Below are 26,922 nucleotides of genomic sequence, written 5' to 3'. Positions count from 1 at the left end.
CTCACGGCCGATTCTATGGTCCCTGTCACCATCGGGCGATAGGGTGAAGGGTGAAGGGTGAAGGCACCCTGGACGATTCCGACAGGAAGTGAGCAGACGTGGAGTTTCGATACCTCGGCAATAGCGGTCTGAAGATCTCTGAGATCACCTATGGCAACTGGCTGACCCATGGTTCCCAGGTGGAGAACGACGTCGCCACCACCTGTGTGCATGCAGCACTGGATGCAGGGATCACCACTTTCGACACTGCTGACGTCTACGCCAATACGGTTGCCGAGCAGGTGCTCGGCGATGCTCTGGTCGGCCAGCGGCGCGAATCCCTGGAGATCTTCACCAAGGTCTACTTCCCCACCGGCCCCAAGGGCCCCAATGACACCGGGCTGTCTCGTAAGCACATCATGGAGTCCATCAATGGGTCGCTGAAGCGTCTGGGCACCGATTACGTGGACCTCTACCAGGCCCACCGCTATGACTACGAGACTCCCCTGGAAGAGACCATGCAGGCCTTCGCCGATGTGGTCCGCCAGGGTAAGGCACTGTATATCGGGGTCAGTGAGTGGACCGCCGATGAGCTGCGCGCCGGGGCCGCCCTGGCCAAGGAGCTGGGCATCCAGCTGATCTCCAACCAGCCGCAGTACAACATGCTCTGGCGGGTTATTGAACCCGAGGTGGTGCCGGCATCTGAGGAGCTGGGCATCAGCCAGATTGTCTGGTCCCCCATTGCTCAGGGTGCTCTGACCGGTAAGTACCTGCCCGGCCAGCCGCTGCCGGAGGGCTCCCGGGCAACTCATGAGGAGACATCTAAGTTCATCCAGCAGTACCTCACCGATGAGATTCTGCAGGCGGTGCAGAAGCTGAAACCGATTGCCGATGATTACGGGCTGACCCTGGCCCAGCTGGCGATTGCTTGGACCCTGCAGAATCCGAATGTGGCATCGGCCCTGGTCGGCGCTTCCCGGCCGGAGCAGATCGCGTCCAATGTGGCTGCCGCCGGTGTGACACTGGACTCCTCCACTATGGAATCCATCGATGCAGTGATCGGCCATCTGGCCCAGGATGACCCCGCTCTGACGAAGTCACCGCCGGAGCGACTGACCTAAAAACAGGGCGTGGCAACTTGCGCCAATGCCCTAGGCTGTTGGTGTGGTTTCGGGAACGGCCGAGCGAACCATCTCTTTTTCGCTGCGTACACTCACAGCCCTAGCACTTGCTGCCGGGCTGGTGTTCGCCTATGCCTCGGCAGCTTCTGCGAGCCAGACTCAAGAGCCTGAAGGCATCGAAGTACCTGAGTCCCCATCCCCCGCTGAGGAGACTGAGGAGGAGGAAGAGGGACGTGCCCCGACTCCCACTCAGGAACCGGATGAGGCGGAGGACGAGGACACCACATACACCCCGGATCCCGGCAGAAGCCCCACAGATGAAGATGCTGCGGGCGGGGACGAGACTCTGACCCATCATGTCGATTGCCAGAACCGCAGTGTGATGCCGGGCCAGACGGCCACCTCCACCTGCACGACCAGCATTGATGGTGCCTCGTTCAGCATGGGTGGTCCACCGCAGCTGGTGGGTGCCTCTGCGGATCTCTCCGGCAATCAGCTGATCTATACGGCTCCGGAAGAGGCCAATTCCCGGCCACAGGACACCCTGACAGTCAAGGCCAGGGATTCCGACGGCCAGGAGGCCACCACTCAGGTTGTCATCACTGTCGAGGCTGGCACTTCCCCGACGCCGTCACCGTCTCCAACTTCGGATGAGACAGCCACTGGCACTCCGACGGAGACTCCCACAGACCCCGAGACCGGCGAGTTCACCGCACCCGGGGCCCCGGAGACCACTCAGTCACCCAGCCCGGATTCCACTCCGGATGCAACAGAGGGCTCCTCTAACCCTGCCTCAAGCAGCAGTTCACTGAACCTGCCCTCTGGGATGCCCGGTATTCCCACGGACACATTCGCCCTGCCGCTGCCCCAGCTGCCGATGCCCGGTATGCCCGGGGCCGTCACCGCAGGTGAGCTCAGCGGCGATGGCGCTAATAATCCTGCAGGCGGCCCCGAGGGCTCCAGCCATAACTCCGCGCCCACTGCTGAGGACGTTGCCGAGCATGAGCAGCAGCCCGGCGAGGAGAGCGGACACCTTGCCCAGACCGGCGGCTCAACGGCAGCTGTCACCGCCAGCTTCCTGGGCCTGCTGACCATTGCATTGGGCTCCAGTGCAGTGATGATGTCCCGCCGCAGCAGCTAGCCTGCCGCAGAGGTTTCGGACTGCTCCGATTCCGTCTGCTCTTCTGCACCCTGGTCTGCCCCGGACTGCTCGGCTCCTCGAGCCGGGCGCAGCACATAGCCTGCTCCCCGGACAGTGTGGATCATCCGCGGCCAGTCAGCTTCGATCTTCTTGCGGACATAACTGATGTACAGCTGGACGATATTGGCCTGCCCGGCGAATTCATACTCCCAAACTTCTTGAAGGATCTGGGACTTCGGCAGGACGGTACGAGCATGGCGCATCAACAGCCGCAGCAGGCGGAACTCGGTATCCGAGAGGTCGATGTCCACTCCTGCTCGGGTTACGGTTCGGGTTGAGGTGTCCATCTCGAGGTCGCCGACGATCAGGCGTTCGCCGCTTCGCTGTTCGGGCAGCCGTCCGGTGAGGAAATGCAGACGGCGCAGGGACTCCTCTACGGCGATCCCGCCGGCCATATGGTCATCCCAGGCCCGGCAGAGGCTGAGGATGTCTTCCAGGGGCACATCGGCGTCGAACCATGCCAGCAGCGCAGTCTCCTCCTCCCCGGAGCGGATATCGTCGACTGCGTCTTCGAGTTGGGGAATCCGGCGGGCTAACCGTGCATCGACTACCAGGAGGTTCGGCGACTCATCGGCAGTGACCTGGCGGGCCTCAGTGATACTGGCCGCCTGCAGAACTTTCACATCCAGGCTGCGCAGCCGCTGGGTAAGTTCATTGGTTGCCGGGGAGGGTCCGGCAAGAATCATCACTGGGGAGGCAATGCGCAACTGCGGCGCAGTCTCCCCTGTGCCCTCCTCCATGCCATTCCTTTCGGGTTAATCGTGCTCGCCGGCGCCAGCAGTACAGCAGATGTCCAGATGATATACAGCCCACCAGGGTCTGGGCTTCAACGAAACTCGAAGGCTCAACTGCTGCTTGACTGCTGGGACGCGGCTTCGGCCCGCTCTACAGGGTGAGAACCCGTCCTGGCACCGGGGTGAAATAGTGGGCGATGAGCTCCTCATCGACCTGTTCCACCGAGGGCGGGTTCCACTGCGGGTTGCGGTCCTTGTCCACCACCTGGGCCCGGATGCCCTCACGGAAATCCTGGGAGCGCAGCGAGTGCATGGCGATGGTGTACTCCTGGCTGAGCGCACCGGCGAGGCTGAGTTCGGCGGCATTGCCGACGGCGCGGAAAACGACCTGGAGCATCGTGGGGGACTTCTTACGAAGCTCCTCGGCAGCGGCTACAGCCTCCGGGTACTGCTGACCGAGCTGGTCCAAGCGCTCCAGGATCTCACTGACCTCATCGGCTGCATATGCCTGGTCAATCCATTCCTGTGCTGACTGCAGGGCTGAGTCCCCCGGAGAGGTGCTGAACTTCGGCAGCACCTCTTCAACGGGCTGCGCGGTCAGCTCAGTCACCAACTCTTCCAGCCGTTCGGTGGGCACATGGGTATCGGCCAGTCCGGCATAGATGGCATCAGCCGCACTGAGATGGGCGCCGGTGAGCCCGGCATGAAGACCCAGTTTCCCCGGAGCCCGGGCCAGCAGCCAGCTGCCGCCGACATCTGGTGAGAAACCGATAGTTGTCTCGGGCATACCCACTCGGCTGCGTTCGGTGACGATCCGGTGCGAGCCATGGGCAGAGACCCCTACTCCCCCGCCGAGGACCACACCGTCCATCAGCGCGATATACGGCTTGGGGTACTCGGAGATCAGCAGGTTCATCGCGTACTCCACGGCCCAGAACGCTTCGGTCTCGAAGTCTGCTCGGTATCCGGGGGTGCCCTCGGGCAGCAGCGGCCCACCGTCCTGCCCCTGGTGTTCGACCATGTCCTGGTACACACCCACGATGTCCCCGCCTGCGCAGAGGCCACGTTCTCCGGCGCCGCGGATCAGCACCTGAGCCACCGCGTCGTCGTCGGCCCAGTCCTCGAGCTGGATGCGGATGGACTCACACATCAGCTGGGTCAGGGAGTTCAGCGCATTCGGACGGTTCAGGGTGATCAGGCCCAGATGGCCACGCACCTCAAAGGCGACATCTCCGGTATAGGTCTCTTTGCCCATCTGAACCTCCTCGTTCTGGCGCTGACCAGGATCACTTTTATGTGATCGAGGCTACAGGGTCAAGCACTAGGCATTCCACAGCCCGTAAGAGTCACCCAGGCTGGCGATCTTCTGGGCACGGGCCAGACGTGGCAGATAGGAACCGTCACCGATGGCGGCACCGGACTCGTGGGCCTCGATCACCTCACGGGCCCAGCTGAGCTCCTCCTCGGAGGGGCTCAGTCCTTGGTTGACCAGTTCCACCTGTGCCCGGTTGAGCGAGAGCTTGCCGGTCATACCCATCTCTGCGGTGACCCGGCAGGCTTCTGCGATGGCCTCCTCGCTGGCATTTGCCTCGGTGGGGCCGTCGATAGCACCGGGCAGGCCGCCGACGCGGGAGGCGATGACCAGGCGGGAGCGGGCATAGGCAAGAGCCATGGGATCGGCCGAGACACCCACATCCTTGCGGAAGTCATTGGTGCCGAAGGCCAGGCGGAAGGTTCCTGGTGCCGAGGCGATCTGGGTGGCGTTCTCCACGCCGAGCGCGGATTCGATCAGGGCGATCACCGGTGTACCGGCGCGCAGACGCATCGCGGTGTAGGTGACCTGGTCCGGACGCTCAGTCTCGGCCAGCATGACTCCGCGCAGACCCTCGGCTCCGGCCAGGGCTGCCACGTCATCCTCCCAATGGGGGCTGGTGGTCGGACTGATCCGCACCCAGGCGGTCATACCGCCGTTGAGCGCCTCCATAACGGACTGGCGGGCTGTTGCCTTGGCGTCGTCGGGCACGGAGGCTTCGAGGTCGAAGATGACCGAGTCTGCCTCACTGGCTAAGCCAGGGGCGTAATCCTCCTGCCGGGCAGCATTGATCAGCAGCCAGGATCGGGACAGTTTGGCGGGAAGAGCGGCCGCGCGGCGGTTCCGGATAGGCATAGTCCCAGCCTATCGCCAGCGGAGAGTTTGCACTGCCAGGCAGCGCCGGTTCAGCGTCTTGACACAGCGGGTTGAATCGTCGCACCATAGCTATACGTTGGTTGTACAGATTTGAAACATCAATCTGTGCAGCCGGATGGAATGGCCCGCTGTCCATTCCAGACATCTCCATAGATGAGACATCAGAGTTTCCGTTCCCTCTGTATGTCATCGGATATGAAGTGAGAAGCATAGGGCCGGGTGCGAATCATCCCACCCCCTCCGTGCAGCACCCAGGCCGCTTCTCAGCAGATGGCCGGGAGACCGCCCCCGTTCACGGTCTCCCGGCCATCATTCATTTAAGAATCCGCGTTATCCTGATCCAATGATTTTTCTGCGTCGTCGGAGCCTTCGGCTCCCGGCATTGACCATCAGCGTAGGCCTGCTGCTGACCGGCTGCACCTCTGACCCTGAGGATGAAGAGGATCAGGACAACGGTGCCGAAAGTGCTGAGGAACAACAGCTGGCTGAGAACCCGATTCCAGAGCCGGAGTACGACGACGATGACAGTGTCCGGCTGCCGGTGGCGCTGATCAGCCCGGCAGGAGTCGATGCGACCGCTCCCATCGATGAGGAGGGCAACGTCCAGGAGCAGCCCCCGGCTGAGCCTGGCGGCCTGGAACCGCATCGGACTGAGCGTGCCCGCTCTGAACTCTTCGGCTGCGATAACCGGGTCTCTGTGGTCCAGACGGTCCCTGTGGTCACCGAGGACCCCGCTCATGATGCCATCGAGTATCTGGCGAACCTGGAGAGCTATGAGCTGGGCCGGCCGGCCTTCGCCAATGCTCTGGGGGTCGCCAGCGGTATTGAGGTGGATTCGGTGGACTACGCCAATGACGTGGTGACGGTAAACCTCAATGGGCAGCCCCAAGCGCGCAACTACTGTGAATCCTGGCAGGCGCTGAAGCAGATCGAGATCACCGCCCGCTCAGCCACCGGCGCCGGTGCGGCCGAGATTCTGGTCGACGGCACTCCGCTGGCCGAGCTGTGGGGGCTGACTGAGGATGTGCCGCTGGAACTGATGGAGATCCAGCGCTGAGGCTTCAGTCCAGCAGCAGGCCGGGCTGTTCCAGCACGGCTGCGATATCTGAAACGAATGCTCCTGCGAGATCACCATCGATCAGCCGGTGGTCGAAGGAACCGCCGACGACCATCACACCCCGTGGGACGACCTGACCGTCGACCACCCAGGGCTTCTTCCGCACCGCACCCAGAGCGATGATCGCAGCCTGCCCCGGGGGCAGGATGGGTGTGCCGAAGTCCAGGCCCAGGGGGCCGATATTGGTGATCGAGATGGTCCCGCCCTGCATTTCACCCGGAGTGGTTCGGCCTTCCCGGGCATCGTCGGTCAGCTGCGTAATGGCCGCGGCAAGGCCCTGGGTGCTGTAGGTATGGGCTTCATGGACCACCGGGACCACCAGTCCCCGCGGGGTAGCGGCGGCGATGCCGAGGTTCACGTAGTTCCGCAGCGTGTAATGCGTGTCATGCCAGGTGGCGTTGACCTGAGGGTTCCGCCGGGCGGCCCAGATGATGGCCTTGGCGGCGAAGAGCATCGGAGAAACGCTCAACCCCTGATAGGCCGGGTCGTTCTTCAGCGCCTGCCGCAGTTCCATGGTGCGGGTGATGTCCACCTCTTTGAACACCGAGACATGCGGGATATTGCTGGCCGAGGCGGAGACGTTCAGGGCGGTGGCCTTACGTACCCCGCGGACCTGGACGTTCTCTTCCCGGGGGCCGTCATAGAGCAGTCCCACATCTCCTGGTGACTGCTGCCGGCCAGGCACTGGCACTCCGCCCTTGGGCTGTTTGCCCGATTCGCGCAGGGCCTTCTTCTCCCGGGCCTGACGTTCGACGTCGTCGCGGGTGATCTGACCGTTTCGTCCGGAGCCGACCAGCTCCCAGACTGCTACTCCGAGCCGCTTGGCCAGGGCACGCACTGGTGGAGATGCTTTGGCGACGATATCGGCGATATCCCCGGTGTGGAATCCGGTACGGGCTGCCGGAGTCTCCTCGGGGAGGTGCACCGTCTCCACCAGATCGGGGACTGTGTGGCGGGTCCGCGGCCGGGCTTTGGCGGTATCAGCTTTGGGGCCTGATCCGACTAGCGCTTGGTTCTGGTCCTCGCTGGTCTGGGCGGCTCGAGCTGTGCCGTTCTTCTCAGCACCGGTCTTCTTCTCGCCGGATTTCTTCTCGGAGGCTTCCTGCTTCTTGCCCCGCTGGGGTTTTTCCTCGGCCTGCTCGGCGTCGTCGTCATCTGCTCCGGAGATCCGGATCAGTGGCTGACCAACTTCGATGGTCTCGCCCTCCTCGGCCACCAGTTCACCGACGGTGCCGGCATAGGGAATGGGCAGCTCAACCAGTGATTTGGCGGTTTCGATCTCGCAGACGATGTCATTGACCTCGACAATGTCCCCGACGGCGACCCGCCAGGAGACAATTTCCGCCTCGGTGAGGCCTTCGCCCACATCGGGCAGGTTGAAGGTCTGGCTCATCGGGTCAGGACTCCTTAGACGCTGGCGCGCTGGTAGGCGAAGCTGCGCTCGACTGCTTCCAGCATACGGTCAATATCGGGCAGGTAGCGGTGCTCCTGGGCCGAGGGCGGATAGGGCATATGGAACCCGCCCACGCGCAGCACCGGGGCCTGCAGCCGGGGATATGCCCGCTCTGTCACCCGGGCGGCGATCTCAGCTCCGAAGCCGCCGAAGGTCGGTGCCTCATGGGCGACGACGAGGTGCTGGGTCTTAGCTGCCGAGCGGGCGATGGTCTCATCATCCAGTGGGCTGATCGAGCGCACATCGATGACCTCGAGGCTACGACCGTTCTCAGCGGCGACCTCGGCGGCCGCCAGTGCCACCGGCACCAGGGGGCCGTAGGTGGCGATAGTGGCGTCAGTGCCTTCGCGCAGCACCTGGGCGGTGAAGGCATCGGGGGCGGGATTGGCGGTGTCCACCTCGCCTTTGAGCCAGTAGCGGCGTTTGGGTTCCAGGATGATCACAGGGTCGTCGCTGACGATGGCCTGGCGGGTCATCCAATAGGCGTCATGCGGGTTCGAGGGGGTGATGATCCGCAGGCCGGCAGTGTGGGCGAAGAGCGCCTCGGGTGATTCGGAGTGGTGCTCAATGGATCCGATATGCCCGCCATAGGGGATCCGGATGGTCACTGGTACGGTGACTGCGCCATCGGTGCGGTTGTGGATCTTGGCCAGCTGGGTGGTGATCTGGTTGTAGCTGGGGAAGACGAAGCCGTCGAACTGGATCTCTGCCACCGGCCGGTAGCCGCGCATGGCCATCCCGATACTGGTGCCGATGATCCCGGATTCGGCCAATGGGGAGTCGATGACCCGGTCGGTGCCGAATTCCGACTGCAGCCCGTCGGTGACTCGGAAGACTCCGCCGAGGGCTCCGATGTCCTCACCGATCAGCAGGGTTTTGGCATCTGCGGCCAGTTCATCGCGCAGGGCAGCGTTGATGGCTTTGGCCAGCGGCATGGTGGTGACAGTGGAGCTGTCCTGTGCTGGGGCCGTGGTGGTCTCTGCGGTCATCAGGAGGTCTCCTCCTCGGCGAAGCCGGCCTCGTAGTCCTTCAGCCAGGCCTTCTCCGCCTGAACCTGTCGGTGGGGTTCGGTGTAGACGGTGTCGAAGACCCGCTCGATATCGATGGGTTCCATGGTCTGGACGGCCTCACGCAATTCGGCGGCCAGTTCGGCAGCTTCCTGCTCGACCTGCTCGAAGAACTCCTCGGTGGCTTTGGATTCGTTCTCCAGCCAAGTCTTGTACCGGGTCAGGGGGTCACGGTCTGCCCAGTGCTCGACCTCCTCGGAGGGTCGGTATTTGGTGGGGTCATCGGCGGTGGTATGCGCACCCATCCGGTAGGTGACCGATTCGATGAGCTTGGGACCCTGACCATTGCGCAGCTGTTCGGCTGTATGTTTGGCCACCGCGTAGCTGGCCAGTACGTCATTGCCGTCGACCCGCAGTCCTTCGAATCCGTAGCCGGTGGCTCGGTTGGCCAGCGGTGACGGGGACTGGGTGGAGGTCGGCACCGAGATGGCCCAGTGGTTGTTTTGGATGAAGTAGAGCATCGGCAGCTGATAGCTGGCGGCGAAGACCATGGATTCGTGGACATCGCCCTGGCTGGAGGCGCCATCGCCCAGGCAGGCCAGAACGATCTCATCGGCTGCCTTGTCCCGGGGCAGGTTGCCCGAGCGCAGATCCTGGTTGATACCCATTGCCCAGCCGGCTGCGTGCAGGGTCTGGGAGGCCAGAACGATGGCGTAGTTGTTGAAGTTATAGGCGTTGGGGTCCCAGCCGGTGTGCCGGACGGCACGGAAGGTGGCCATCAGTTCCTCGGCGCTGATGCCCCGGTAGAGGGCCATGGCGTGTTCCCGGTAGGTGGGGAAGACCCGGTCGGTGGGTTTCAGGGCGGCGATGGTGCCCACCTGCGCTGCTTCCTGTCCCTGTGCCGGTGCCCAGAGGGCAAGCTGCCCCTGCCGCTGCAGACTGGTGGCCTCGGCATCGAACCGGCGCTCCAAGGCCATATGTCGATAGAGATCACGCAGCGCGGCGTCGTCGAGCTGTTCGATATAGGTGCTGTAGACCGGATGGTGGCTCAGCTTCCCATCCGCATCGAGCAGCTGAATAGGTGCCGGTTGCTCTGCATGCGCCTCTGCCATGGCCCTCATTCTGTCAGTCGGTCCCGGGTGTGCTCCTGTAGGTTCTGCACAACTGGATGAAACGGTCGTTGGCCTCCGGTTCACCGATAGTAACTCGGACGCCTTCACCGGCGAAGGCCCGCACGGCCAGGGCCTGTTCGCCTGCCAGCTGGGCGAAGTCCAGTGATTCAGCCCCCAGCGGAAGCCAGACGAAGTTCCCTTCGGTGGTGGGGATCTGCCAGCCGGCCTCAGCCAGGGCCGCAGCTACCCGTTGTCGCTCTTCCACAATTTCCTCGACCCGCTGGTGGACCTCGTGGAGGTTCTGCAGGGAGGCCACGGCTGCTGCTTCGGCCACGGCGCTGACGCCGAAGGGCACCGCTGCTTTGCGCAGATGTTCGGTGATTGCTGCCTGGGAGATGGAGTAGCCCACGCGCAGACCGGCCAGACCGTGGGCTTTGGAGAAGGTCCGCAGCAGCACCACATTGGGGTACTTGCGGTAGAGGGCCAGACCGTCCACGGGATCCTCACTGCGGACGAATTCCAGATATGCCTCATCGACGACGACGACGATATCGGAGGGCACCTTGGTCAGGAACTCCTCGACAGCCTGGTGCCGCAGGGCGGGGCCGGTGGGGTTGTTGGGGGTGCACAGCATGATCACCCGGGTGCGCTCGGTGATGGCCTGAGCCATTGCCTCGAGGTCGTGCTCCCCTGTCTCAGTGACGGCGACGGTGACGTCTTTGGCACCGGCGGTACGCACCACAATCGGGTATGCCTCGAAGGATCGCCAAGGGTAGATGACCTCATCGGCTGTGCCATCTGCGCTGGTTCCGGCGAAGGTGTTGATGATCTGGGTCAGGGCACCGAGGCTGCCGGTTCCGGTAACGATGTCCTCCACCGGCACCTGCAGGTGCCGGGCCAGTTCGGCCCGCAGGACCTCGGCCCCGGGGTTGGGGTACCGGTGCAGGGCCTGTGCTTCGGCGGCTGCTGCGGCGGCTGCAGGCACTGGACCCAGGGGGTTCTCATTGGAGGAGAGCTTATAGGGGGTCAGTCCCTCGGCGGGCACCGGGGGCTTTCCAGCCGCATAGGTCGGCAACGCTGCGATGGCCTCCCTGGGCCGGATGGGGGATGTGCTGTTCATTGAGAGGTCCTCATTGTCCTTAAATGTTTTGTCCAGCTCTGCGTGAGATGATCACACTTGTGAGAATCCTACTTGCGATAGCTCTCAATGCCCTCGCTCTGGCCGCCGCTACTCTGCTGCCGGGCCTGTCCATCTCAGGTTTCAGTCAGGAGCCTGGCGCGGTGATCCTCGCCTACCTCTTTGTGGGCGCAGTCTTCGGTGTCATCAATGTGACCCTGAAGCCGATCATCCAGATCCTGTCCTTACCGATCACATGCCTGACCCTGGGTCTTTTCGCCATCGTGATCAATGCAGCGATGCTGTCTCTGACCAGCTGGTTGGTCTCTCCCTTCCCCGGGGTGGAGTTTGAGATCCGTCAGTTCTTCTTCGACGCGATTCTGGGGGCGATCATCATCTCGATTGTCTCGGGACTGCTGAACCGGTTCGTCATCGGGGCCGCCCGGGCCTGATCCGGCTCCGCTTCCGCTCTAGTCCGTGTTGGTGACATAGGAGTTGCGGTTGAGGTTCAGCGCCCCATCCCTGAGGGCCTCCTGAAGGTGGTCGAGACTGCTGAAATCCTCCAGAGTTCTGTCGTCACCGGCCCCGGGATTAGTCTCCCAGCTGCTGTCGAAGACATAGGTCTCCACCTCCCCCTGGTAGAAGATGCGAAATTCATCGAGGTGGTTGACCTCCTGGATGTCCAACCAATCCTCCTCATGCTCTTCCATCTGACGGATCCCTTCGATGTTGTGCTCCCAGTCATGGGCTGAACCGGAGATGTTCTGCACTGGGTTCTCGGGGTCTTGGTGGTTGAGTTCGATCAGGATCCGGTCCGAGGAGAGCTGCGGGCGGTCCCCCGTGAGGTGGACCACCGGGTCTCGGGCGTCTTCAAAATGGGTGACCTTTGTCCCGGTCTCGATCTGCTCGTTCTTCAGCGGGCTGCCGATCGTGGTGACAGTCCGGATGTTGTATTTGCTGCCGAAGTCTTTGTTCTTGGCGATATTGGCCGCATGCATCCCACCCATACTGAACCCGGTCAGATGCACGATGGCGCCCTCCGGGACCTCTGCGGCCTCCATCGCATCACTGACCGCTTGGGTCATGTGCTCGGAGTCGTTGGTGAAGGCATCGACCACACTGGCGGGGCTGCGGCCGTGTTCGAGGTTGACCCCGTCGAATTCCACCCCAGGCAGATGCACCATATAGACAGGATCGTGGAACTCGGAGGTGGCCTTCGATACGGAGATATCGCCGTGATCTGCAGCTTCGGTCATATGGTCGAAGTATCCGCTCAGGCTCCCGTCGGCGTCATGGGTGAAGGTATGGGCGGGGTCGGGGTCAATGACCTGGTGGTTACTGCGCATGAGGTCCCCGGTGAACCCGAAGTCGTTCTCGATGGCCGCCACAGTGGAGGCGATGGTGGCGATCTGGGGGTATTTGCTGAAGAACAGGTTGATCGCCTCCCCGCCTCCGAGCACGCCCATGGTGACCATCCAGTCGTAGGCGTAGCTGCGGTCGCCCTGGGGGTGGATGAAGTTCTCAACCACTGAGTCGAGCTCTCCCCCACGCAGCAGCATCTGCCAGATTCGCAGGATCCTGGCCTCGGCGCCCCGGTAGCCCTGGTGGGCAGAGTCCACCCCGGATACTGACTGCTGAAGGAGGAACTCTTTGGCTCTGATTCCGCCGATCAGAGCGCCCACACGGACGTGGAAACCGGGGATCCGCCAGTGCAGATGCCCGATCAGAGAGGCATCGAATTCCCCATATATCCCGGTGAGCTCAGTGCGCATGTCTGTGTATAGGTCAGCTGCGGCCTGGATATGTTGGAAGGCATCGATCAGCGACTGCCATTCGAAGTTGATCCAGGTGGGCCCGCCGAAGGTGCGGACTTCGAAATCCAGGGGCGCCGGGGCAGTAGGCTTGGCGGTGTCATCGCCGAGTCCCGGTATGGAACCTTCGTAGATATCCAGTGGCATCGTGATCTCCTCCCTCAATCACCACGGGCTCATAGCCTGTTTGCTCAGACGGATGATGAGGTCCCCGTCCAACATGCTGATGTATTCGGCACCATTGCCCTCCAGCGCCTGCTCTATGCGGCGAAATCCGTGATCGAGCCCCAGCTCCACCATTCGTTCCTGAGGCATAGTCGCCCCACCGCTGAAGATGGAGATCAGCCAGCTGCCGACACTGCGGGCCCGTGCAGCATTGGCTCGGAGGCCATCGGCGATCTGTTGGGCGTCTGAGGCCAGGCCGACCGATTCGGTCTGGATCAGCACTCCCACCGGCCGCAGCAGCTCAACGAGGTCCCGAAACGCGGTGGCCGCAGGCGAGGTCCAGTCCGTGCCCTGCGCCTTGTCCAAATACGCTTTGAACTGCTCGCCTTTCTGCGCGATGTTGACCAACCGCTGTGAGGCTCTGTCATAGCCCTGGGCGGCGGCCTCAAGTTCAGCCGGCAGTCCCACAGTGGCCTTCCAGAGGGCCTCGGGGTCGAAAATCATGGTTCTCCTCACCGGTGGCATCAGTGGTGTTTTCTGAGATTAGGCAGCCCCGGCGTCGTCGTCGGTTCTCTGCCGTGGTGGTGTGGAGGAGGCGGCGCGTCGCAATATCTAGGGCTGGAAGTGGGGAAAACACCGGTGATGCGAGAGAATCTGACTATGACCAACCACTCCCCCGAGAACCACGATCGCGTCAATCTCTCCGCTGCTGAGCCGGCAATCGCCCTCGGCGCCTTGGACGGCCGGTACCGTTCGACCATTGCCCCGCTGGTCGATCACCTCTCCGAGGCGGCGCTAAACCGCAATCGGATCCATGTGGAGGTGGAGTGGTTCATTCATCTGTGCCAGTCCCAGGTGCTGCCCGGGCTGCCGGAGCTCAGCGATGAGCAGGTGGCGGGTCTGCGCGGGATTGTGGAGAGTTTCGGTTCGGAGGAGATCGCGGAGCTGGGTGCCATCGAGGCCGAGACCGTACATGACGTCAAGGCCGTGGAGTACTTCATTGTCCGGCGGCTGGAGGGCTTGGGGCTGGCCGAGCTGGCTCCGCTGGTGCATTTTGCCTGCACCTCCGAGGACATCAATAACCTCGCCTATGCGGTGGGCATCCGCGACGCCGTCCAGCAGGTATGGCTGCCGGCAGCTGAGCAGATGCTGCAGAGGCTGCAGGGCCTGGCTGCTGAGGCGGCGGAGACTCCGATGCTGTCCCGGACCCATGGCCAGCCGGCGACGCCCACCACCCTGGGCAAGGAGATCGCGGTATTCGTCCATCGGCTCTCCCGGCAGGTGTCCCGCGTGCAGGCCCAGGAGTTCCTGGGCAAGATCAATGGGGCCACCGGCACCTATGCCGCGCACCGGTGTGCCGCCCCGGATGCTGATTGGCCGGTGATCGCCCGCGAGTTCGTGGAGAAGCTGGGTCTGACGTTCAACCCGCTGACCACCCAGATCGAGTCCCATGACTTCCAGGCTGAGCTGTATGCGGATATCGCCCGATTCAACCGGATCCTGCATGGGCTGTGCGTGGATATCTGGAGCTATATCTCTATTGGGTTCTTCAAGCAGATCCCGGTGGCCGGGGCGACTGGTTCCTCGACCATGCCGCATAAGGTCAACCCCATCCGGTTTGAGAATGCCGAGGCGAATCTGGAGATCTCCAACGCTCTGCTGGATACTCTCGGGGCGACCCTGGTGGAGTCCCGCTGGCAGCGCGACCTGACTGATTCCTCGGGCCAGCGGAATATCGGCACCGCCCTGGGGCATTCGGTGCTGGCCCTGTCGAATGTGACCAAGGGGTTGAAGCAGCTGGATGTGGCCGCTGATGTGATTGCTGCTGATCTCGATGCCAACTGGGAGGTCCTCGGTGAGGCGATCCAGACGGTGATGCGTGCTGAGGCTATTGCCGGTGTTGAGGGGATGGAGAACTCCTATGAGCGGCTGAAGGAGTTGACCCGCGGCCGTCGTGTGGATGCTGAGAAGCTCAAGGAGTTTGTCTCGGGTCTCGGCCTAAGCCCTGCGGCTGAGGAGCGGTTGAAGAACCTCACCCCGGATACCTACACCGGCCTCGCCTCCGAACTGGCCAAACAGTTCAGCTGACGACGACGCCCACGGACCATGTCCTTACCCAGAGGTAAGGTGAATTCCAGCATCCGATTACCGGACTGAGGGGGTCACATGGCAGGAAAACAAGTACGGCTGTTTCTCGTCGACGGAACTGCCGGTGGACTAATGACCGCCGAGATTATGAATTGGACTGGTCATCTCCTCATGGGGAAACGCGCAGAGTTATCCCGAATCAAACGGCGCCCTGAGGCGCGACGGACCGGGGTTTATATCCTGCTGGGCGAGCACCCTAAGACTGGTGGAAAGCTCGCATACATCGGACAGAGCGATGACGTTGCAAAACGGCTTGCGAACCATGACGCTAAGAAGGATTTCTGGACCGACGTCGCAATTATCACCTCGAAAGACACCAACCTCACAAGCGCTCACGTTCGGTTTATCGAGTCTCAGTTAATTCAACTTGCGCAAACCATCGGAAGAATCCCACTAGAGAACGGCAACAGTCCTTCCGGTGGCGCTGACCTTCCTGAAGCCGACGAGTCTGACATGAACTACTTCATAGAACAGGTCAAGATAGTTCTTCCTGTTCTTGGCGTAGATATCTTCCGCGGCAGGACCACTCAAGGACCTCGCACTTCGGAGTCAGCTCTCAGGCCCATTGAGGTCGTTCCTGATTCGCCCGTTTTCCATTTGGACCGCCCCAAACTTGGAGTCCAGGCAAAAGCCCAGGTCATCGACGGCGAATTCACGATGCTCAGAGGTTCCCGAATCCGGTCGACGATGCGCCAACAACGCGAAAAGCTCAGTCCAAGTACGCAAAGCGCGTTCGACCTGCGGCAAGCAACGCTGAAACAACTTAACGAGGACGGATCACTATCCCCAGCGGGAGAACTCGGAGAACTTACCCGAGATGTCGTATTCACCTCGCCTTCGGCGGCTGGTGCAACTGCCCTTGGACAAGCTTCCCTCAATGGGCGCACTGACTGGACATCATCTGACGGTAAAACGTTTGACCACTGGGAAAACCCACCTGATTCAGATCCCCTGAGTACGGTGCGATAATGACTTCGCCCCACGAAAGGCAATGGTGGTCGGGGAGAATTACCCAACAAGCCCTGCCTGCAACGAGCCCTCGCGTCACCTCGATTGTGCACCAGAGTGCCTCCGGCAGCTGTGCCTTTCTAGCTGAGGCCACCGACGGCCATCATTACTGGGTCAAGGCTCGGGGGAACCCACAGGGTGATCAGACCCTCCTCACGGAATATGTCTGCTCAAAAGTAGGACAGCTCATCAGTGCGGAAGTCGTTTCTTCCAGGCTTGTACAACTTCCAGAAGAATTCGATAACAGGAACTTCCAGGATCCCCAAGGGCACTTAATGCGCAGCGGACCAGCCTACGGGAGCCTGCACATCCGTTATGCCTGGGAAGGCTATGAAAGCTTTCGCGAAGCTGCGCCAAGGGAGACACTGCCTGGACTATTCGCCATGTGGGACCTCTTGCTGGGCAACGATGAACAGTGGTTGTGGGCGCCGTTCGACCAACGCACAGTCCTCAGTTTCGACCACAGCTTGTGGCTAGACCGTGGAGAGTCAGATTGGGACTCCCACATTTTGAAGCGCCTAGTCGATCAACCATGGCCGATGGATCCTCAACCTGATTATCTCCACCCAGAGAGCGCCCAGCCCATCGCGGACAACCTATGGCACCTAGGCAGTGGACAGATCCTCGACCTCCTCTGTTCCGTGCCGCTAGAGTGGAATGTGATGGTGGAGGAGCTTGAGACGCTTGGTTGGTTCCTCTACCGAAGGAAAGATGGGACCGCACGCCGTTTGGAGGAGCTCGCTGATGGTTGACCTCCCATTAGAACGCGTATGGCCTCTTTATGTTGTGCCTGATATAACATCAGGACAGCAACTCCCCATTGGGCAGATCTCTTTCGACGGCCAGTGGCGACTTGACCACCAGAGCCTCGATACCGTCCAGGAACTAGACGATGACAAGGCTCTTCTCACTGTGATCGAACGAGCCCTGCATGATCTTGCCGATGAAATCGATGCCGCCAATGGACGCGAGAACCGGGCTACTCCCCTTTCCGTCGCACGCCTAGAACGCCGCCGGGCCCTCCACAACAACCACCTCCGCATCGGTCCTTCCCAGCAGTCTCACCTAGCGGCCTGAATGTCACTTTTGCACGTGCAATCTGGCATCAAGATCACTGGATAGAGACCGCACCACATTCGGTTGCAGAAAGGCGAGCTTGAAGTGTCGGATCTGAGGGACCTGGAATTCGCACCAGATGGGCGGAGCAACTGGGAGCGGATGCTGGCCGGGGACTGGTATCAGGCCGATGATGAGCATGGGCGTCGTAACCAGGCGGCACAGGAGCTGGCTGGACAGTTCAACATACTCAGCCAACAGGGCCAGGCGCAGCAGGCTGCGGCCATACTCCCCCAGCTGATCGGTGAGCTCGGCCAGGAGGTTGAGATCCGGCCACCGCTGACCGTCGACTACGGCGCACATCTACGCATCGGAGACCGGACATTCATCAACGCTGGCCTGGTCGCCCTGGACGTCGCGCCGATCACCATCGGGGCCGACTGCCAGCTGGGCCCTAATGTTCAGCTGCTGACCCCCATCCACCCCCTGGAACCAGGACCCCGGCGGGAGAAATGGGAAGCTGCCCGGGCTATCACTCTCCAGGACAATGTGTGGTTAGGAGGCGGCGTCGTCGTCTGTCCTGGGGTCACTATTGGTGAGAATTCAGTGATCGGTGCGGGGTCTGTAGTGACCCGGGACATCCCTGCCAATGTGCTGGCGGTGGGTAATCCGGCACGGGTAATCAGAGAGCTGGGCTGAGGCTCGGGGCGTGGCCTGCGCTCCCGTGTAAAGTGAGGCGGCGCATCAACCAGCACTTTGGAGTCGATAGAGCATGTCTGAATCCGTCACCGCAGAGAACACCCCGTCTAAGGGGCCGTCCAAGAAGCTCATCATTTCGCTGAGCATCGGCGCCGCAGTCCTAATCGCTGCCGTAGTCGCAGCGATCCTGATCTTCGGCAGGTCCGGCGGAGACGATGACGAAGGGCTCGCCCTGATTGAAGACCTCGACGAGGCCCCCGAAGTGGCCTGGACCTATCAAGGGGACACAGACGAGGGCGTCTGGTCATTCGTGATGCTGCCCGTGGTCGATGACGACAAGGCACTTCTCAACGCCTACTACGACGACTCCGCACTTCTGGAAAGCCCCACCCTGCCCCTCTTGGACCTCAAGAGCGGGGAACCCATCTGGGAGGTTGATGCTGAGGTTCTTCCTGAGGTCACCGCCGAGGACACTGTCCCCGTCCGCGGCCAGTACTTCGAGGACAATGACTTCATTCTCGTCTCACCCTGGGACAGTCTGGACTCCACGACCCCCATCGCACTTCTTGACCCCGCAGATGGATCCGTGCTGTCCACAGCGACCCTGGAGGGTGAACTGACCGGGGCTTTTGAACACGATGGCGATGCAATCCTGACTCTGGCGGGAGACCCCTCGGGCATCGATCGGCTCGAGCGGGTGGATGCGGAGAATTTCGAGGAGGTTCAGTGGAGTGCCGAGCTGCCCGATTCCGATGTCTTCGGCGATGGGATCATTGAAGGTGGCCAGGGACTCGGCGGCGGCCAGGAGTACTATGCGTTCTCCTGGCAGGGCAGCGCCTCGCCAATCGCCTACTACGTGGACCTGGACTCCGGCGAGGTCCACAGCGCCGAAGAGTTCCATCCCCTGCTCGGTGAGCTGGAGGAGCCCGCCGATGAGGAGACCTCTTACGATGCCGCGGCTGGCACTGTTTTCCGTTACCAAGCGACCGAGGAGGGCGCCGAGGTCATGGCCCTGGATGACAACCAGGGCGAACTGTGGGACGAACCATTGCCGGTAGACCCCGAACTCCAGCACATCGCATCGGCGCTCAAGGAGGAAGCAGCGCTGTTCCGCCTCCCCGACGGGAGCCTGGACCGTGTCGACCCCGAGACCGGGGAATCGATGTGGGATGCGCCAATCGATGCTGGCGAGAGCTCTCAGGTCACCATCGCCGCCTCAAGCGACCTTGAACGCACCATTGTGCGCGGCGATGACAGCATTCTGATCCTTGATACAGATACCGGGGAGACTGTGTGCGAGATTCCCCGCGTTGAACCAGAAGACGGCGGCTACAGCTCCGGCGGTCAGACCTTCCGTGGTCAGGACAATATCTACCACGACGACGACCAGGGAACTCTCACAGCCTACGATGAACAGGGCGAGGAGCTCTGGCAGTACGAGTACCAGGATTCTGACAACGGCGGTTACTCACGCATCCAGCAGGTCGGCGATCGCCTGGCGGTCTTCAGCCCCGAGGAGAAAACCCTCCAGCTGCTGGAGTAGGCACCCCTACGGTGAGGTTGAGCCCTACACCTTGGCCTCGATCTTCAGCGCGGCCACCAGGTCCCGGTAGAGCTCCCTGCTCTGCAGCAGTTCCTGGTGGGTACCGCTCTTTGGGGTAGGGCTTAGGCATGATGACAATCCTTCCAGGCCCGGGATAGCCGAGCCCGATCAGTTGTCACCCATCCCTGCATCAGCCCCCCGTCCAAACTCAACGCCGTGATCGCACGGTCCTAGCCGTACCCATCAGGACCCTCCCAATTTCCTGTCCACCAGCCACAGCGCGGTGGCGATCCCCAGGAATGCCACCAGGATGGAGCCGATATAGACAGCCACGCCCGCATAGCCCATCCCGGGCACATCGAGGATGTTGTAGGGATACCAGTCCAGTCCCGGGCCTCGGATCAAGGTCACCGCCAGCTAGGCCAGCGGGATCACCATGGACCCGAAAACCACCGCGGGACTGAGCCTCCCATGGGGCCCAATGATCAGCCACACCAGCGGTGCCGCAATGGGCACGATGACGTGTAAGACCAGATCGTTGAACAGCCAGACGCCTTCCAGCTGGTCCTCCGTGCGCAGCAGGATGTTGAACACCAGTCCGGTAATGATCACCTGCACCACACCGGCCAGCCGCACACAGTGGAAGATCCGAGACTCCCGCTGCGGGTTCAGGGCAAGCACGCCTGAGGTGATGAACACCAGCAGGCCCGATAGGAAGGTGAAATAGGCAGGCTGGTTGAGCATATGCTGCCAGCCCGCGGAGAACCCTCCGGCATACCCCACCCCGGCTGGCAGTTGGGATCCATTGGTCCAACCGAGGTAGAGCGAGGTGGCCAGGCCTGCTGCGCACAGCAGGGCGATAACACTGTGAACCGCTCTCGCTGGGATCGAATACTGCCAGCTCAGCGGCCTGTGTTGAGTTCTCACATGGGCATTATGCCTCAGATGTGAACTTCAACATCAGCCTCTCCGCGCAGCTGCTCCATATGGGCGGTAATGGCCTCGTTCTGCTTCTGTTCGGTCAGCTGTTCCTCCAGCTGGGGCCGCATCTCTTCAAGATCGGGGACCTCGGGAGCTTCGGCATCTTCCTCGCCTTCCCCCTCGGCCTCCTGCATCTCCTGCATGGCCTCCTGCTCAGCGATCTGCTGCTCGTAGGTCTCCTCGATCTCCTCATCAGTGGGCTCTTCGACGTCGAGCCCTTCAGCCAAGGCGTCGATCCGCACCTGCTGGGCAACATCCTCGCGAAGCTGCTCCTCGCTGGCGCCCTGCTCCTCGGCCATATCCATCAGCTCGTCAACGGATTCCATCTGATTCATCTCCGCCAGCTCGTCCAGCTCAGCGTCAATATCTTCCTCAGATGCCTCAATACCCTCGGCCTCAGCCTCCTGGTTGAGCAGTTCCACACCGATCATGCCGTCGAGGGTCTGCTCCTGAAGCTCTTCCTCATCAACCTCTTCGCCGGTCATCTGAGCCTGCATGGCCATCTCCATGAACTGAGACTCATAGGCGGTGGCGAACTCCTCTCCGGTGATCTCTTCGCCATTGACCTCGGCGACGACGTCGGGCACGTCCTCCAGATCGGGTTCAGGCATATCCTGCATGGGGTCTTCCATCTCCCCCTCACCCTCAGGTGCGGCCTCGCCCTCCTCGGCGCCCTCTGGCACCTCGGCTTCCTGGGCGTTGGCTTCCTCATCCGAGGTCTCTGCATCATCTGCCTGCTCATCGCAGGCAGCCAGACCGAACAGCAGCGCGGCTGCGGCCACAGATGTCACCAGTTTCTTCTGGGTGTTATGCATGCCCTGTACCTCCTTATTGCGGGCGGGCCCGCAGGTTAACAGGTCAGGCACAACAGCCTTACCAGGCTCTGTTCAGCCGTGGAACAGGCGGATACGCTCCAGCCCTCCACGGACGGCATCCGAGCCCGGGGCCAGGGAGAGACGAATCCACTCGTGACCGTTGACCGGGTCGAAATCACTACCGGGCACGACGGCGACTCCGGCCTCATGCAGCAGTGCCTTGGCATAGCTTGTGGCATCCCCATGACGCTTCAGATGGTCCCCGAGATGGGCGTAGACGTAGAAGGCACCATCGGCAGGTGCGGCATTGCCCCAGCCCAGCTCCTCCAGGGAGTTCAGCACCAGTTCCCGGGCTGCGGCGTAGTCGGCCAGCTGCTCTTCGGCGAAGGCCATGGACTCCGCGCTGAAGGCTTTCACTGCGGCGATCTGTGAACCGTGGGGTGGGCATAGGGCCACGTTGCCGGCCAGGCGCGCCACCGGGTCCACGAGGTATTCGGGCAGCACTGTCCAGCCCAGGCGCCAGCCGGGCATCCCCCAGTACTTGGAGAAGGAGGAGATGATCACCGCCTGCTCGTCCACCTCGGCAGCACTGACCCCGGGCTGTTCGAAAGTGATGCCGTGGTAGATCTCGTCACTGATCAGTTGGACCTCATTGCTCCGGCACCACTGGGCCAGTTCGGTGAGCTGCTGGCGGCTGACCATCGTTCCGGTGGGGTTGGCCGGGGAGGCAACCATCAGTCCCTTCAGGGGGCCATTGGCTGCGACCTCTGCCTCCAGTTGCTCGGCAGTGGGCTGGAACCTGACCTCAGGTCCACAGTCGAGTTCGACCACCTCTATTCCGAGGCTGGTGAGGATATTGCGGTAGGCGGGGTATCCGGGCCGGGCAAGGGCTACCCGGTCCCCTGGGTCGAAGGCGGCCAGGAAGCTGAGCACGAAGGCTCCCGAGGAGCCGGTGGTGACTGCGATCCGCTCCACCGGGATGTCGACGTCGTGCCAATTGCTGTAGTGCTCGGCCAGGGCCTGGCGCAGTGGGGCGATGCCGAAGGACGGCGAGTAGTTCAGCACGGTGTTCTGTCCGTGCACCTCCGCGGCGGCCGCATTGACCGCCGGTGGAGCGCCGGAGCCGGGTTCCCCGGCGGTCAGGGAGATGATGTCCCGGCCTGCTGCGCGAAGCTTCTCGATCTCGGCCAGGATGCTCATCACTTCGAATCCGGGCACATCTGAACGCCGTGAGGGTTTCATGGCTCCAGCCTATCGGCGTCAATTGGGAGACACGCCTTAAGCTTGGGGACAATGCGACGCTCCTCTGCCCTGATCAGCACAATCTGCGCCCCAGCGCTGGTGTTGGGGTGTGCAGATGACGACGACGCCGAACTTCAGGTTTTCGCCGCTGCGAGCCTGCACAGTGTCTTGGCGGAGATCGCCGAGATCTACACCGAGGAGACTGGCACTGAGGTGCAGATCAATGCTGCCGGCTCCTCAACTCTGGTGGAGCAGCTCAGCCACGGGGCCGCTGCCGATGTATTGGCCACTGCTGATGAGACCACTATGGAACAGGCGGTGGAGTCCGGGCTGACCAGCGGTGACCCTGAAGTCTTTGCTGCCAATCATCTGGTGCTGATCACTCCGCCCGGCAATCCAGCCGAGGTCCAGGGGCTCTCCGACCTGCAAGATTCGGCGGTGGACACTGTGGTCTGTACTCCTCAGGTGCCCTGTGGTGCTGCCACTGCGCGGTTGGCAGACAGCGCCGAGGTCGGTATCCAGGCGGTATCCGAAGAAACCTCTGTCACCGATGTTCTGGGCCGGGTGCGCAGTCAGGAGGCTGATGCGGGACTGGTCTATGCCACAGATGCCCTCCAGGCCGTCGGGGAGGTGGAGGCCCTGGAGTTACCGGGTGCAGCCGAGGATCCCAATTACTATCCGGTGGCCCTGCTTGAGGGGGCGTCCTCTGCTGAGGCCGGCATGGAGTTCATCGATTTCCTGCTCACCAATGAGCAGGCGCAGCAGATCCTGCAGGAGGCTGGGTTCACCGAGGTGGACCGATGAGGAGTTCCTGGACTCGCCCACCCGGTTGGGTTCTGCTCCCGGCACTGCTGGGGGCTGCTGTGGTGCTGCTGCCGGTTATCGGGATGCTCAGCCGTTTGGATTGGGCGGCAATTCCGGAATTATTGACCTCGGAGTCCTCCCTGGCGGCCCTGCGGCTGTCCCTGTGGGCCTCCGCTGCTGCCACAGTGCTCTGCCTGCTCCTGGGGGTTCCTCTGGCCCTGCTGCTGGCCGCAGCTGCCGCCAACCCCAACCGTTTTCGGGCTGCGGGCCTACTGCGCTCCCTAGTTCTCTTACCGCTGGTCCTACCTCCGGTGGTCGGAGGCTTAGCCCTGCTCTACACCTTCGGCAGTCAGGGCCTGCTCTCGGGGGCTCTGGAATTCTTCGGGATCCGGATCGCCTATACCTCGGTGGCGGTGGTGTTAGCGATGACCTTTGTCTCCATGCCGTTCTTGGTGATCAGTGTCGAGACGGCCCTGCGGGGTCTGGACCGCCATCTTCTCGAGGCGGCCACCGTCGATGGTGCCTCCCGCACTCAGGTGCTGCGGTATATGGTGCTGCCCCTGCTGAGCCCCGCCCTGATCTCTGGGGCGGTCTTGGCCTTCGCCCGCAGCCTCGGGGAGTTCGGAGCCACCCTTGCCTTCGCCGGAAGCATGCAGGGGGTGACCCGGACCCTGCCATTGGAGATCTATCTGCAGCGGGAGACCGACCCCGATGCCGCTATGGCTCTGTCGCTGCTGCTGATTATGGTGGCGGTCCTGGTGATCTCACTGGCCTACAGCCGCAGCCGGTCTACCTGGCAGCAGTAGTTGGTCATCAGAGGCAGAGGCCAACCTCGCTGACTCCGCGCAGACACAGCTGAGTGCTTTCGACCTGGGCGAGCTCATAGCCGTCTGCAGCCTCTTCCACTGTGACGAAGAGCCGCTGCCCGCCCACGGAGTCATCCATCATGCCCAGCACATCCAAACGGTAGAACTCCTCCTCGTAGTCCTCGGGCGTGCTGATCAGGGTCCAGTCCGGTCCCATGGATTCGCCTTCGTCATCGGTCATCTGGGAGTCCTCACCCAGCGGCACAACGGAATCCACTCAGGGAGCAGACAGATGATCAGCACTAAGACTTCACGAATCGACCGGGCGGCGGAGCATCTGATCGAAAGCCGCGCCGATGCTCAGTGGGATGAACGCGAACGCGCCGTCTACACCGAGGCGGCGACCTTCGGACTGATTCTCGGCATGATCATTTGATGGGCCCTGGCCGCCTTGTTGGCGACATTAGGACAGGCTTTCGCCTCGGCCGTCCTTCTCTTTGGTGCGGGAATCACCTTAGCGCTGGCCCTCTGGTATGCCTCCCGGCGAGGCGTCCCGGGTGTGGAGCTCTACGCCGGGCAGTCAGCGGCACGAAATCTGACCGTCACTGCAGTACTGCTCACCTTGGCGCTGGCCTGGTTCTATGCCTTCATGCATGCCGTACTGAATGGGCGCGGACTCCTGCAGGTGGAAATCGTCAACGATCTTCCGGAGGCAGGCGGGGCCTCACCGGTCTTCCTGTGGACAGCCACCGGAGCGCTGGCAGTGGTCAGCGCAGCCACCCTGCTGAGCCTTATCTGGTGGGGACGGCGGCAGAGGCGACGAGCCGAGGCCGAGCTGGAAGAAGCGGACTGATCCTTATTTAGCGGGTGCCGCTGCCGGTCGCGATGGCTTGAGCTTTCCGGTGCGGGAGTACCAGATCTCCAGGGGGATGGTGGTCAGTGGGGGCACAGCCGCGGCCAGGGCGATGAGGTATTCGCGGATCCGCCAGCGGAAGGTCCAGCCGGCAACGACAACGACCCCGCAGAAGACGATGAAGGCGATACCGTGCAGCATGCCCCAGAGCGGGACGGGGTCATCGGCCTCACTGACGCCGACGATATAGCGCATCCACATTCCGTAGAGCAGCCCGGTCCAGGTGATGGCCTCGGTGATGGCCACTACGTGGAAGGCGATCCGCATGAACTTCTGCCAGCCGGTGTTACCGCGGGCGGGTTTACGCCCCGGCGCATTCTGAGCGGCTTGCTCGGCATCGGTGACGGTCTTCTCGGTCATTCGTTTCCTCTCAACACATGGGTCCCTACGCACCCCGGCACAGTTTTCCCAGAGATATTGCGATCTCCCCATGACTTTTCGCGGGGATCATGCAATAACGCTGGGAAGAACTCGGACTCCGTGGTTGCTGGGTTCGCAGCCAGTCCGGTGGCTCAGTCTTCGGCGGCAGCCAGCTGGCCGCAGGCCCCATCGATCTCTTTGCCGCGGGTATCCCGCAGCGTGGTCGGCACCCCGGCGTCATTGAGCCGGTCGATGAACTCCTGCATCACCGCAGGCTCGGAGGACGTCCAGACCGAGTTCGGCGTGGGGTTCAGCGGAATCGGGTTCACATGCACCCAGCCGCGGCCGCGGGCATTGAGCTTCTCGGCCAGCAGGTCTGCCCGCCAGGGATGATCGTTCATGTCTTTGATCAGCGCGTACTCGATGCTGACCCGCCGCCCGGTGGTCTCGTAGTAGTAGCGGGCGGCGTCGATGGCCTCATCGGCCTTCCACCGTGAGTTGACCGGGATGAGCTCATCGCGCAGTTCGTCATCGGGGGCATGCAGGCTCAATGCGAAAGTGATCGGCAGGTTCTCATCAGCCAGCTTCTTGATCGCCGGCACCAGGCCCACTGTGGAGACGGTGATTCCGCGGGCGGACATGCCCAGTCCCTCAGGTGCCGGGTCGATCATCCGGCGCACCGCGTTCATCACGCGCTTGTAGTTCGCCAGGGGCTCACCCATCCCCATGAAGACGATATTGCCGACCCTCTGGGGACCTGCCTTCTCACCGGAGACAGATGACGACGACGCCTGACCTTGCTTGACTGCCGAGATCTCGGAGTCTGCGTAGTCCGTCTCTTCGCCGAGCCCTGCGTGATCGGCTTCCTCGGCGATTTCCTCGGCCGAGGGGGTATCGAGCTCGCCGGCGGCGATCACCCGGTTGGCCTGCACAATCTGGTCCACGATCTCGGCGGTGGACATATTGCGGGTCAGCCCGTTCTGGCCAGTGGCGCAGAAGGGGCAGTTCATACCGCAGCCGCATTGGCTGGAGATGCACAGGGTGATGCGATTCTTGTATCGCATCAGCACTGACTCCACCAGGGCTCCGTCGAAGAGCCGCCAGAGGAATTTGATGGTTGCGCCGTCGTCGGTCTTCAGCCGCCGGACCTCCGTCAGCAGCGGGGGCAGGAACTCCTCCACCAGCTTCTCCCGATCGGCTGCCGGCAGATCAGTCATCTGCGCGGGATCCGAGGTGTAGTGCTGGAAGTAGTGCACTGAGAGCTGCTTGGCCCGGAAACCGGGCAGCCCGGCCTCCTTGGCCTTGGCGATGCGCTCATCGAGGGTGAGATCGGCCAGATGTGTCGGTGGCTGCTTGACCCGTTTGGACTGGGCGAACTGCAGCTTAGGCCGACCCTCGGCATCGACAGCCTGGGTCCAGCCCTCGGTGCGTGGCTTGACCTGAGGGCGGGATGAGGGCGAGGACGAGGCGGCAGTGTTCTCAGACATCGGCACTATTGTCCCACGTCTAGCAATGCCCCTGCCGATCGCCCGGGGTCTGTGC

28 protein-coding genes and 1 pseudogene are annotated in these 26,922 nt (G+C 62.3%); 14 read left to right on the top strand and 15 right to left on the bottom strand.

Features of this window, described 5'->3' with window-relative positions; all coding sequences use genetic code 11:
- The first annotated feature begins 98 nt into the window (after positions 1 to 98).
- The gene (locus HGQ17_RS03885; RefSeq protein ID WP_168886651.1) at positions 99 to 1,100 is read left to right on the top strand and encodes an aldo/keto reductase family protein; all 1,002 of its coding nucleotides are present in this window, start codon (positions 99 to 101) and stop codon (positions 1,098 to 1,100) included.
- 43 nt (positions 1,101 to 1,143) lie between these two features.
- Positions 1,144 to 2,241, top strand: a complete 1,098-nt coding sequence (locus HGQ17_RS03880) for a hypothetical protein (RefSeq protein WP_168886650.1) — start codon at positions 1,144 to 1,146, stop codon at positions 2,239 to 2,241.
- Here the strand turns inward: HGQ17_RS03880 and HGQ17_RS03875 are convergent.
- The 3 genes from HGQ17_RS03875 to HGQ17_RS03865 all read right to left on the bottom strand — a co-directional run bounded on the left by HGQ17_RS03875 (position 2,238) and on the right by HGQ17_RS03865 (position 5,202).
- Positions 2,238 to 3,041 carry a winged helix-turn-helix transcriptional regulator gene (locus tag HGQ17_RS03875; protein WP_168886649.1) on the bottom strand — a complete coding sequence of 268 codons (804 nt, stop codon included), beginning with the start codon at positions 3,039 to 3,041 and terminating at the stop codon, positions 2,238 to 2,240. The genes HGQ17_RS03880 and HGQ17_RS03875 overlap by 4 nt on opposite strands.
- Before the next feature lie 145 nt (positions 3,042 to 3,186).
- A complete protein-coding gene (locus tag HGQ17_RS03870; RefSeq protein ID WP_168886648.1) occupies positions 3,187 to 4,290 on the bottom strand; it encodes an enoyl-CoA hydratase/isomerase family protein in 1,104 nt (367 codons plus the stop codon).
- A 66-nt stretch (positions 4,291 to 4,356) separates the two neighbouring features.
- Complete coding sequence (locus HGQ17_RS03865) at positions 4,357 to 5,202, bottom strand: HpcH/HpaI aldolase/citrate lyase family protein (RefSeq protein WP_168886647.1); 846 nt, start codon at positions 5,200 to 5,202, stop codon at positions 4,357 to 4,359.
- Between the two features lie 364 nt (positions 5,203 to 5,566).
- On the opposite strand from HGQ17_RS03865, the gene HGQ17_RS03860 reads away from it, so the two are divergent.
- Positions 5,567 to 6,280, top strand: a complete 714-nt coding sequence (locus tag HGQ17_RS03860; RefSeq protein WP_168886646.1) for a GerMN domain-containing protein — start codon at positions 5,567 to 5,569, stop codon at positions 6,278 to 6,280.
- Positions 6,281 to 6,284: 4 nt separating this feature from the next.
- Here the strand turns inward: HGQ17_RS03860 and HGQ17_RS03855 are convergent, their stop codons facing one another.
- Genes HGQ17_RS03855 through HGQ17_RS03840 form a run of 4 tightly spaced genes read right to left on the bottom strand, consistent with a single transcriptional unit; the run spans position 6,285 to position 11,032 of the window.
- Entirely contained in the window at positions 6,285 to 7,733 is a 1,449-nt protein-coding gene (locus HGQ17_RS03855) for a dihydrolipoamide acetyltransferase family protein (RefSeq protein WP_168886645.1), read from the bottom strand.
- A 14-nt stretch (positions 7,734 to 7,747) separates the two neighbouring features.
- Positions 7,748 to 8,782 carry an alpha-ketoacid dehydrogenase subunit beta gene (locus tag HGQ17_RS03850; protein ID WP_168886644.1) on the bottom strand — a complete coding sequence of 345 codons (1,035 nt, stop codon included), beginning with the start codon at positions 8,780 to 8,782 and terminating at the stop codon, positions 7,748 to 7,750.
- Positions 8,782 to 9,912 (bottom strand): thiamine pyrophosphate-dependent enzyme, encoded by a 1,131-nt coding sequence (locus HGQ17_RS03845; RefSeq protein ID WP_229503286.1) that lies wholly within the window; start codon positions 9,910 to 9,912, stop codon positions 8,782 to 8,784. Before HGQ17_RS03845 ends, HGQ17_RS03850 begins: the two co-directional genes overlap by 1 nt.
- Before the next feature lie 13 nt (positions 9,913 to 9,925).
- Entirely contained in the window at positions 9,926 to 11,032 is a 1,107-nt protein-coding gene (locus HGQ17_RS03840; protein ID WP_168886642.1) for a histidinol-phosphate transaminase, read from the bottom strand.
- A 59-nt stretch (positions 11,033 to 11,091) separates the two neighbouring features.
- Here HGQ17_RS03840 and HGQ17_RS03835 point away from each other — a divergent pair, with 59 nt between their 5' ends.
- Positions 11,092 to 11,481: a phage holin family protein gene (locus HGQ17_RS03835; RefSeq protein ID WP_324615173.1), complete on the top strand. Its 390-nt coding sequence runs from the start codon at positions 11,092 to 11,094 to the stop codon at positions 11,479 to 11,481.
- Positions 11,482 to 11,499: 18 nt separating this feature from the next.
- Here the strand turns inward: HGQ17_RS03835 and HGQ17_RS03830 are convergent, their stop codons facing one another.
- Both HGQ17_RS03830 and HGQ17_RS03825 read right to left on the bottom strand, forming a co-directional pair.
- Positions 11,500 to 12,987, bottom strand: a complete 1,488-nt coding sequence (locus HGQ17_RS03830) for an alpha/beta family hydrolase (RefSeq protein WP_168886640.1) — start codon at positions 12,985 to 12,987, stop codon at positions 11,500 to 11,502.
- 18 nt (positions 12,988 to 13,005) lie between these two features.
- Entirely contained in the window at positions 13,006 to 13,509 is a 504-nt protein-coding gene (locus HGQ17_RS03825; protein ID WP_168886639.1) for a hypothetical protein, read from the bottom strand.
- Positions 13,510 to 13,665: 156 nt separating this feature from the next.
- Here HGQ17_RS03825 and purB point away from each other — a divergent pair, with 156 nt between their 5' ends.
- From purB to HGQ17_RS03795, 6 genes are all read left to right on the top strand, one after another.
- Positions 13,666 to 15,093 carry an adenylosuccinate lyase gene (gene purB, locus HGQ17_RS03820; protein WP_211090407.1) on the top strand — a complete coding sequence of 476 codons (1,428 nt, stop codon included), beginning with the start codon at positions 13,666 to 13,668 and terminating at the stop codon, positions 15,091 to 15,093.
- A gap of 78 nt (positions 15,094 to 15,171) precedes the next feature.
- Positions 15,172 to 16,122, top strand: a complete 951-nt coding sequence (locus HGQ17_RS03815) for a GIY-YIG nuclease family protein (protein ID WP_168886638.1) — start codon at positions 15,172 to 15,174, stop codon at positions 16,120 to 16,122.
- Positions 16,122 to 16,913, top strand: a complete 792-nt coding sequence (locus tag HGQ17_RS03810) for a HipA family kinase (protein ID WP_168886637.1) — start codon at positions 16,122 to 16,124, stop codon at positions 16,911 to 16,913. Before HGQ17_RS03815 ends, HGQ17_RS03810 begins: the two co-directional genes overlap by 1 nt.
- 34 nt (positions 16,914 to 16,947) lie before the next feature.
- Positions 16,948 to 17,238: a hypothetical protein gene (locus HGQ17_RS03805; RefSeq protein ID WP_168886636.1), complete on the top strand. Its 291-nt coding sequence runs from the start codon at positions 16,948 to 16,950 to the stop codon at positions 17,236 to 17,238.
- A gap of 93 nt (positions 17,239 to 17,331) precedes the next feature.
- Positions 17,332 to 17,916 (top strand): sugar O-acetyltransferase, encoded by a 585-nt coding sequence (locus tag HGQ17_RS03800; RefSeq protein WP_229503304.1) that lies wholly within the window; start codon positions 17,332 to 17,334, stop codon positions 17,914 to 17,916.
- Between the two features lie 73 nt (positions 17,917 to 17,989).
- On the top strand, positions 17,990 to 19,459 hold the full coding sequence (locus HGQ17_RS03795; RefSeq protein WP_168886635.1) for an outer membrane protein assembly factor BamB family protein: 1,470 nt from the start codon (positions 17,990 to 17,992) through the stop codon (positions 19,457 to 19,459).
- Positions 19,460 to 19,702: 243 nt separating this feature from the next.
- Here the strand turns inward: HGQ17_RS03795 and HGQ17_RS15155 are convergent.
- The 3 genes and pseudogenes from HGQ17_RS15155 to HGQ17_RS03775 form a co-directional block, all read right to left on the bottom strand.
- Positions 19,703 to 20,203, bottom strand: a pseudogene (locus HGQ17_RS15155) (Pr6Pr family membrane protein).
- A 197-nt stretch (positions 20,204 to 20,400) separates the two neighbouring features.
- The gene (locus HGQ17_RS03780) at positions 20,401 to 21,255 is read right to left on the bottom strand and encodes a SurA N-terminal domain-containing protein (protein ID WP_168886632.1); all 855 of its coding nucleotides are present in this window, start codon (positions 21,253 to 21,255) and stop codon (positions 20,401 to 20,403) included.
- A gap of 72 nt (positions 21,256 to 21,327) precedes the next feature.
- Positions 21,328 to 22,497 carry a pyridoxal phosphate-dependent aminotransferase gene (locus HGQ17_RS03775; protein WP_168886631.1) on the bottom strand — a complete coding sequence of 390 codons (1,170 nt, stop codon included), beginning with the start codon at positions 22,495 to 22,497 and terminating at the stop codon, positions 21,328 to 21,330.
- Positions 22,498 to 22,548: 51 nt separating this feature from the next.
- Here HGQ17_RS03775 and modA point away from each other — a divergent pair, with 51 nt between their 5' ends.
- Both modA and HGQ17_RS03765 read left to right on the top strand, forming a co-directional pair.
- Positions 22,549 to 23,301 (top strand): molybdate ABC transporter substrate-binding protein, encoded by a 753-nt coding sequence (modA, locus tag HGQ17_RS03770; RefSeq protein ID WP_168886630.1) that lies wholly within the window; start codon positions 22,549 to 22,551, stop codon positions 23,299 to 23,301.
- Complete coding sequence (locus tag HGQ17_RS03765) at positions 23,298 to 24,107, top strand: ABC transporter permease (RefSeq protein ID WP_168886629.1); 810 nt, start codon at positions 23,298 to 23,300, stop codon at positions 24,105 to 24,107. Before modA ends, HGQ17_RS03765 begins: the two co-directional genes overlap by 4 nt.
- 7 nt (positions 24,108 to 24,114) lie before the next feature.
- Here HGQ17_RS03765 and HGQ17_RS03760 read toward each other — a convergent pair whose 3' ends face one another.
- A complete protein-coding gene (locus HGQ17_RS03760; RefSeq protein WP_168886628.1) occupies positions 24,115 to 24,384 on the bottom strand; it encodes a hypothetical protein in 270 nt (89 codons plus the stop codon).
- A gap of 15 nt (positions 24,385 to 24,399) precedes the next feature.
- Here HGQ17_RS03760 and HGQ17_RS03755 point away from each other — a divergent pair, with 15 nt between their 5' ends.
- Both HGQ17_RS03755 and HGQ17_RS03750 read left to right on the top strand, forming a co-directional pair.
- The gene (locus HGQ17_RS03755; RefSeq protein ID WP_168886627.1) at positions 24,400 to 24,543 is read left to right on the top strand and encodes a hypothetical protein; all 144 of its coding nucleotides are present in this window, start codon (positions 24,400 to 24,402) and stop codon (positions 24,541 to 24,543) included.
- A gap of 123 nt (positions 24,544 to 24,666) precedes the next feature.
- Entirely contained in the window at positions 24,667 to 24,960 is a 294-nt protein-coding gene (locus HGQ17_RS03750; protein ID WP_211090406.1) for a hypothetical protein, read from the top strand.
- Between the two features lie 3 nt (positions 24,961 to 24,963).
- On the opposite strand, the gene HGQ17_RS03745 is transcribed toward HGQ17_RS03750, so the two are convergent.
- Together HGQ17_RS03745 and rlmN are read right to left on the bottom strand one after the other, a co-directional pair.
- Positions 24,964 to 25,380 carry a DUF3817 domain-containing protein gene (locus HGQ17_RS03745; RefSeq protein ID WP_211090405.1) on the bottom strand — a complete coding sequence of 139 codons (417 nt, stop codon included), beginning with the start codon at positions 25,378 to 25,380 and terminating at the stop codon, positions 24,964 to 24,966.
- 152 nt (positions 25,381 to 25,532) lie between these two features.
- The gene (rlmN, locus tag HGQ17_RS03740; RefSeq protein ID WP_168886625.1) at positions 25,533 to 26,867 is read right to left on the bottom strand and encodes a 23S rRNA (adenine(2503)-C(2))-methyltransferase RlmN; all 1,335 of its coding nucleotides are present in this window, start codon (positions 26,865 to 26,867) and stop codon (positions 25,533 to 25,535) included.
- Between the last annotated feature and the right edge of the window lie 55 nt (positions 26,868 to 26,922).

This window comes from Nesterenkonia sedimenti (genome assembly GCF_012641515.1).
Lineage (GTDB): Bacteria > Actinomycetota > Actinomycetes > Actinomycetales > Micrococcaceae > Nesterenkonia > Nesterenkonia sedimenti.
Note: the sequence above shows the minus strand (reverse complement) of the source record. Positions and strands in the feature narration are given on the sequence as shown.

What these genes read in the sequence shown, in the direction of transcription:
- HGQ17_RS03875 (WP_168886649.1), bottom strand. Translation starts at nt 3,041, where the DNA reads ATGGAGGAGGGCACAGGGGAGACTGCGCCGCAGTTGCGCATTGCCTCC.
- HGQ17_RS03870 (WP_168886648.1), bottom strand. Translation starts at nt 4,290, where the DNA reads ATGGGCAAAGAGACCTATACCGGAGATGTCGCCTTTGAGGTGCGTGGC.
- HGQ17_RS03865 (WP_168886647.1), bottom strand. Translation starts at nt 5,202, where the DNA reads ATGCCTATCCGGAACCGCCGCGCGGCCGCTCTTCCCGCCAAACTGTCC.
- HGQ17_RS03860 (WP_168886646.1), top strand. Translation starts at nt 5,567, where the DNA reads ATGATTTTTCTGCGTCGTCGGAGCCTTCGGCTCCCGGCATTGACCATC.
- HGQ17_RS03855 (WP_168886645.1), bottom strand. Translation starts at nt 7,733, where the DNA reads ATGAGCCAGACCTTCAACCTGCCCGATGTGGGCGAAGGCCTCACCGAG.
- HGQ17_RS03850 (WP_168886644.1), bottom strand. Translation starts at nt 8,782, where the DNA reads ATGACCGCAGAGACCACCACGGCCCCAGCACAGGACAGCTCCACTGTC.
- HGQ17_RS03845 (WP_229503286.1), bottom strand. Translation starts at nt 9,912, where the DNA reads ATGGCAGAGGCGCATGCAGAGCAACCGGCACCTATTCAGCTGCTCGAT.
- HGQ17_RS03840 (WP_168886642.1), bottom strand. Translation starts at nt 11,032, where the DNA reads ATGAACAGCACATCCCCCATCCGGCCCAGGGAGGCCATCGCAGCGTTG.
- HGQ17_RS03830 (WP_168886640.1), bottom strand. Translation starts at nt 12,987, where the DNA reads ATGCCACTGGATATCTACGAAGGTTCCATACCGGGACTCGGCGATGAC.
- HGQ17_RS03825 (WP_168886639.1), bottom strand. Translation starts at nt 13,509, where the DNA reads ATGATTTTCGACCCCGAGGCCCTCTGGAAGGCCACTGTGGGACTGCCG.
- purB (WP_211090407.1), top strand. Translation starts at nt 13,666, where the DNA reads ATGACCAACCACTCCCCCGAGAACCACGATCGCGTCAATCTCTCCGCT.
- HGQ17_RS03815 (WP_168886638.1), top strand. Translation starts at nt 15,172, where the DNA reads ATGGCAGGAAAACAAGTACGGCTGTTTCTCGTCGACGGAACTGCCGGT.
- HGQ17_RS03810 (WP_168886637.1), top strand. Translation starts at nt 16,122, where the DNA reads ATGACTTCGCCCCACGAAAGGCAATGGTGGTCGGGGAGAATTACCCAA.
- HGQ17_RS03795 (WP_168886635.1), top strand. Translation starts at nt 17,990, where the DNA reads ATGTCTGAATCCGTCACCGCAGAGAACACCCCGTCTAAGGGGCCGTCC.
- HGQ17_RS03780 (WP_168886632.1), bottom strand. Translation starts at nt 21,255, where the DNA reads ATGCATAACACCCAGAAGAAACTGGTGACATCTGTGGCCGCAGCCGCG.
- HGQ17_RS03775 (WP_168886631.1), bottom strand. Translation starts at nt 22,497, where the DNA reads ATGAAACCCTCACGGCGTTCAGATGTGCCCGGATTCGAAGTGATGAGC.
- modA (WP_168886630.1), top strand. Translation starts at nt 22,549, where the DNA reads ATGCGACGCTCCTCTGCCCTGATCAGCACAATCTGCGCCCCAGCGCTG.
- HGQ17_RS03765 (WP_168886629.1), top strand. Translation starts at nt 23,298, where the DNA reads ATGAGGAGTTCCTGGACTCGCCCACCCGGTTGGGTTCTGCTCCCGGCA.
- HGQ17_RS03755 (WP_168886627.1), top strand. Translation starts at nt 24,400, where the DNA reads ATGATCAGCACTAAGACTTCACGAATCGACCGGGCGGCGGAGCATCTG.
- HGQ17_RS03745 (WP_211090405.1), bottom strand. Translation starts at nt 25,380, where the DNA reads ATGACCGAGAAGACCGTCACCGATGCCGAGCAAGCCGCTCAGAATGCG.
- rlmN (WP_168886625.1), bottom strand. Translation starts at nt 26,867, where the DNA reads ATGTCTGAGAACACTGCCGCCTCGTCCTCGCCCTCATCCCGCCCTCAG.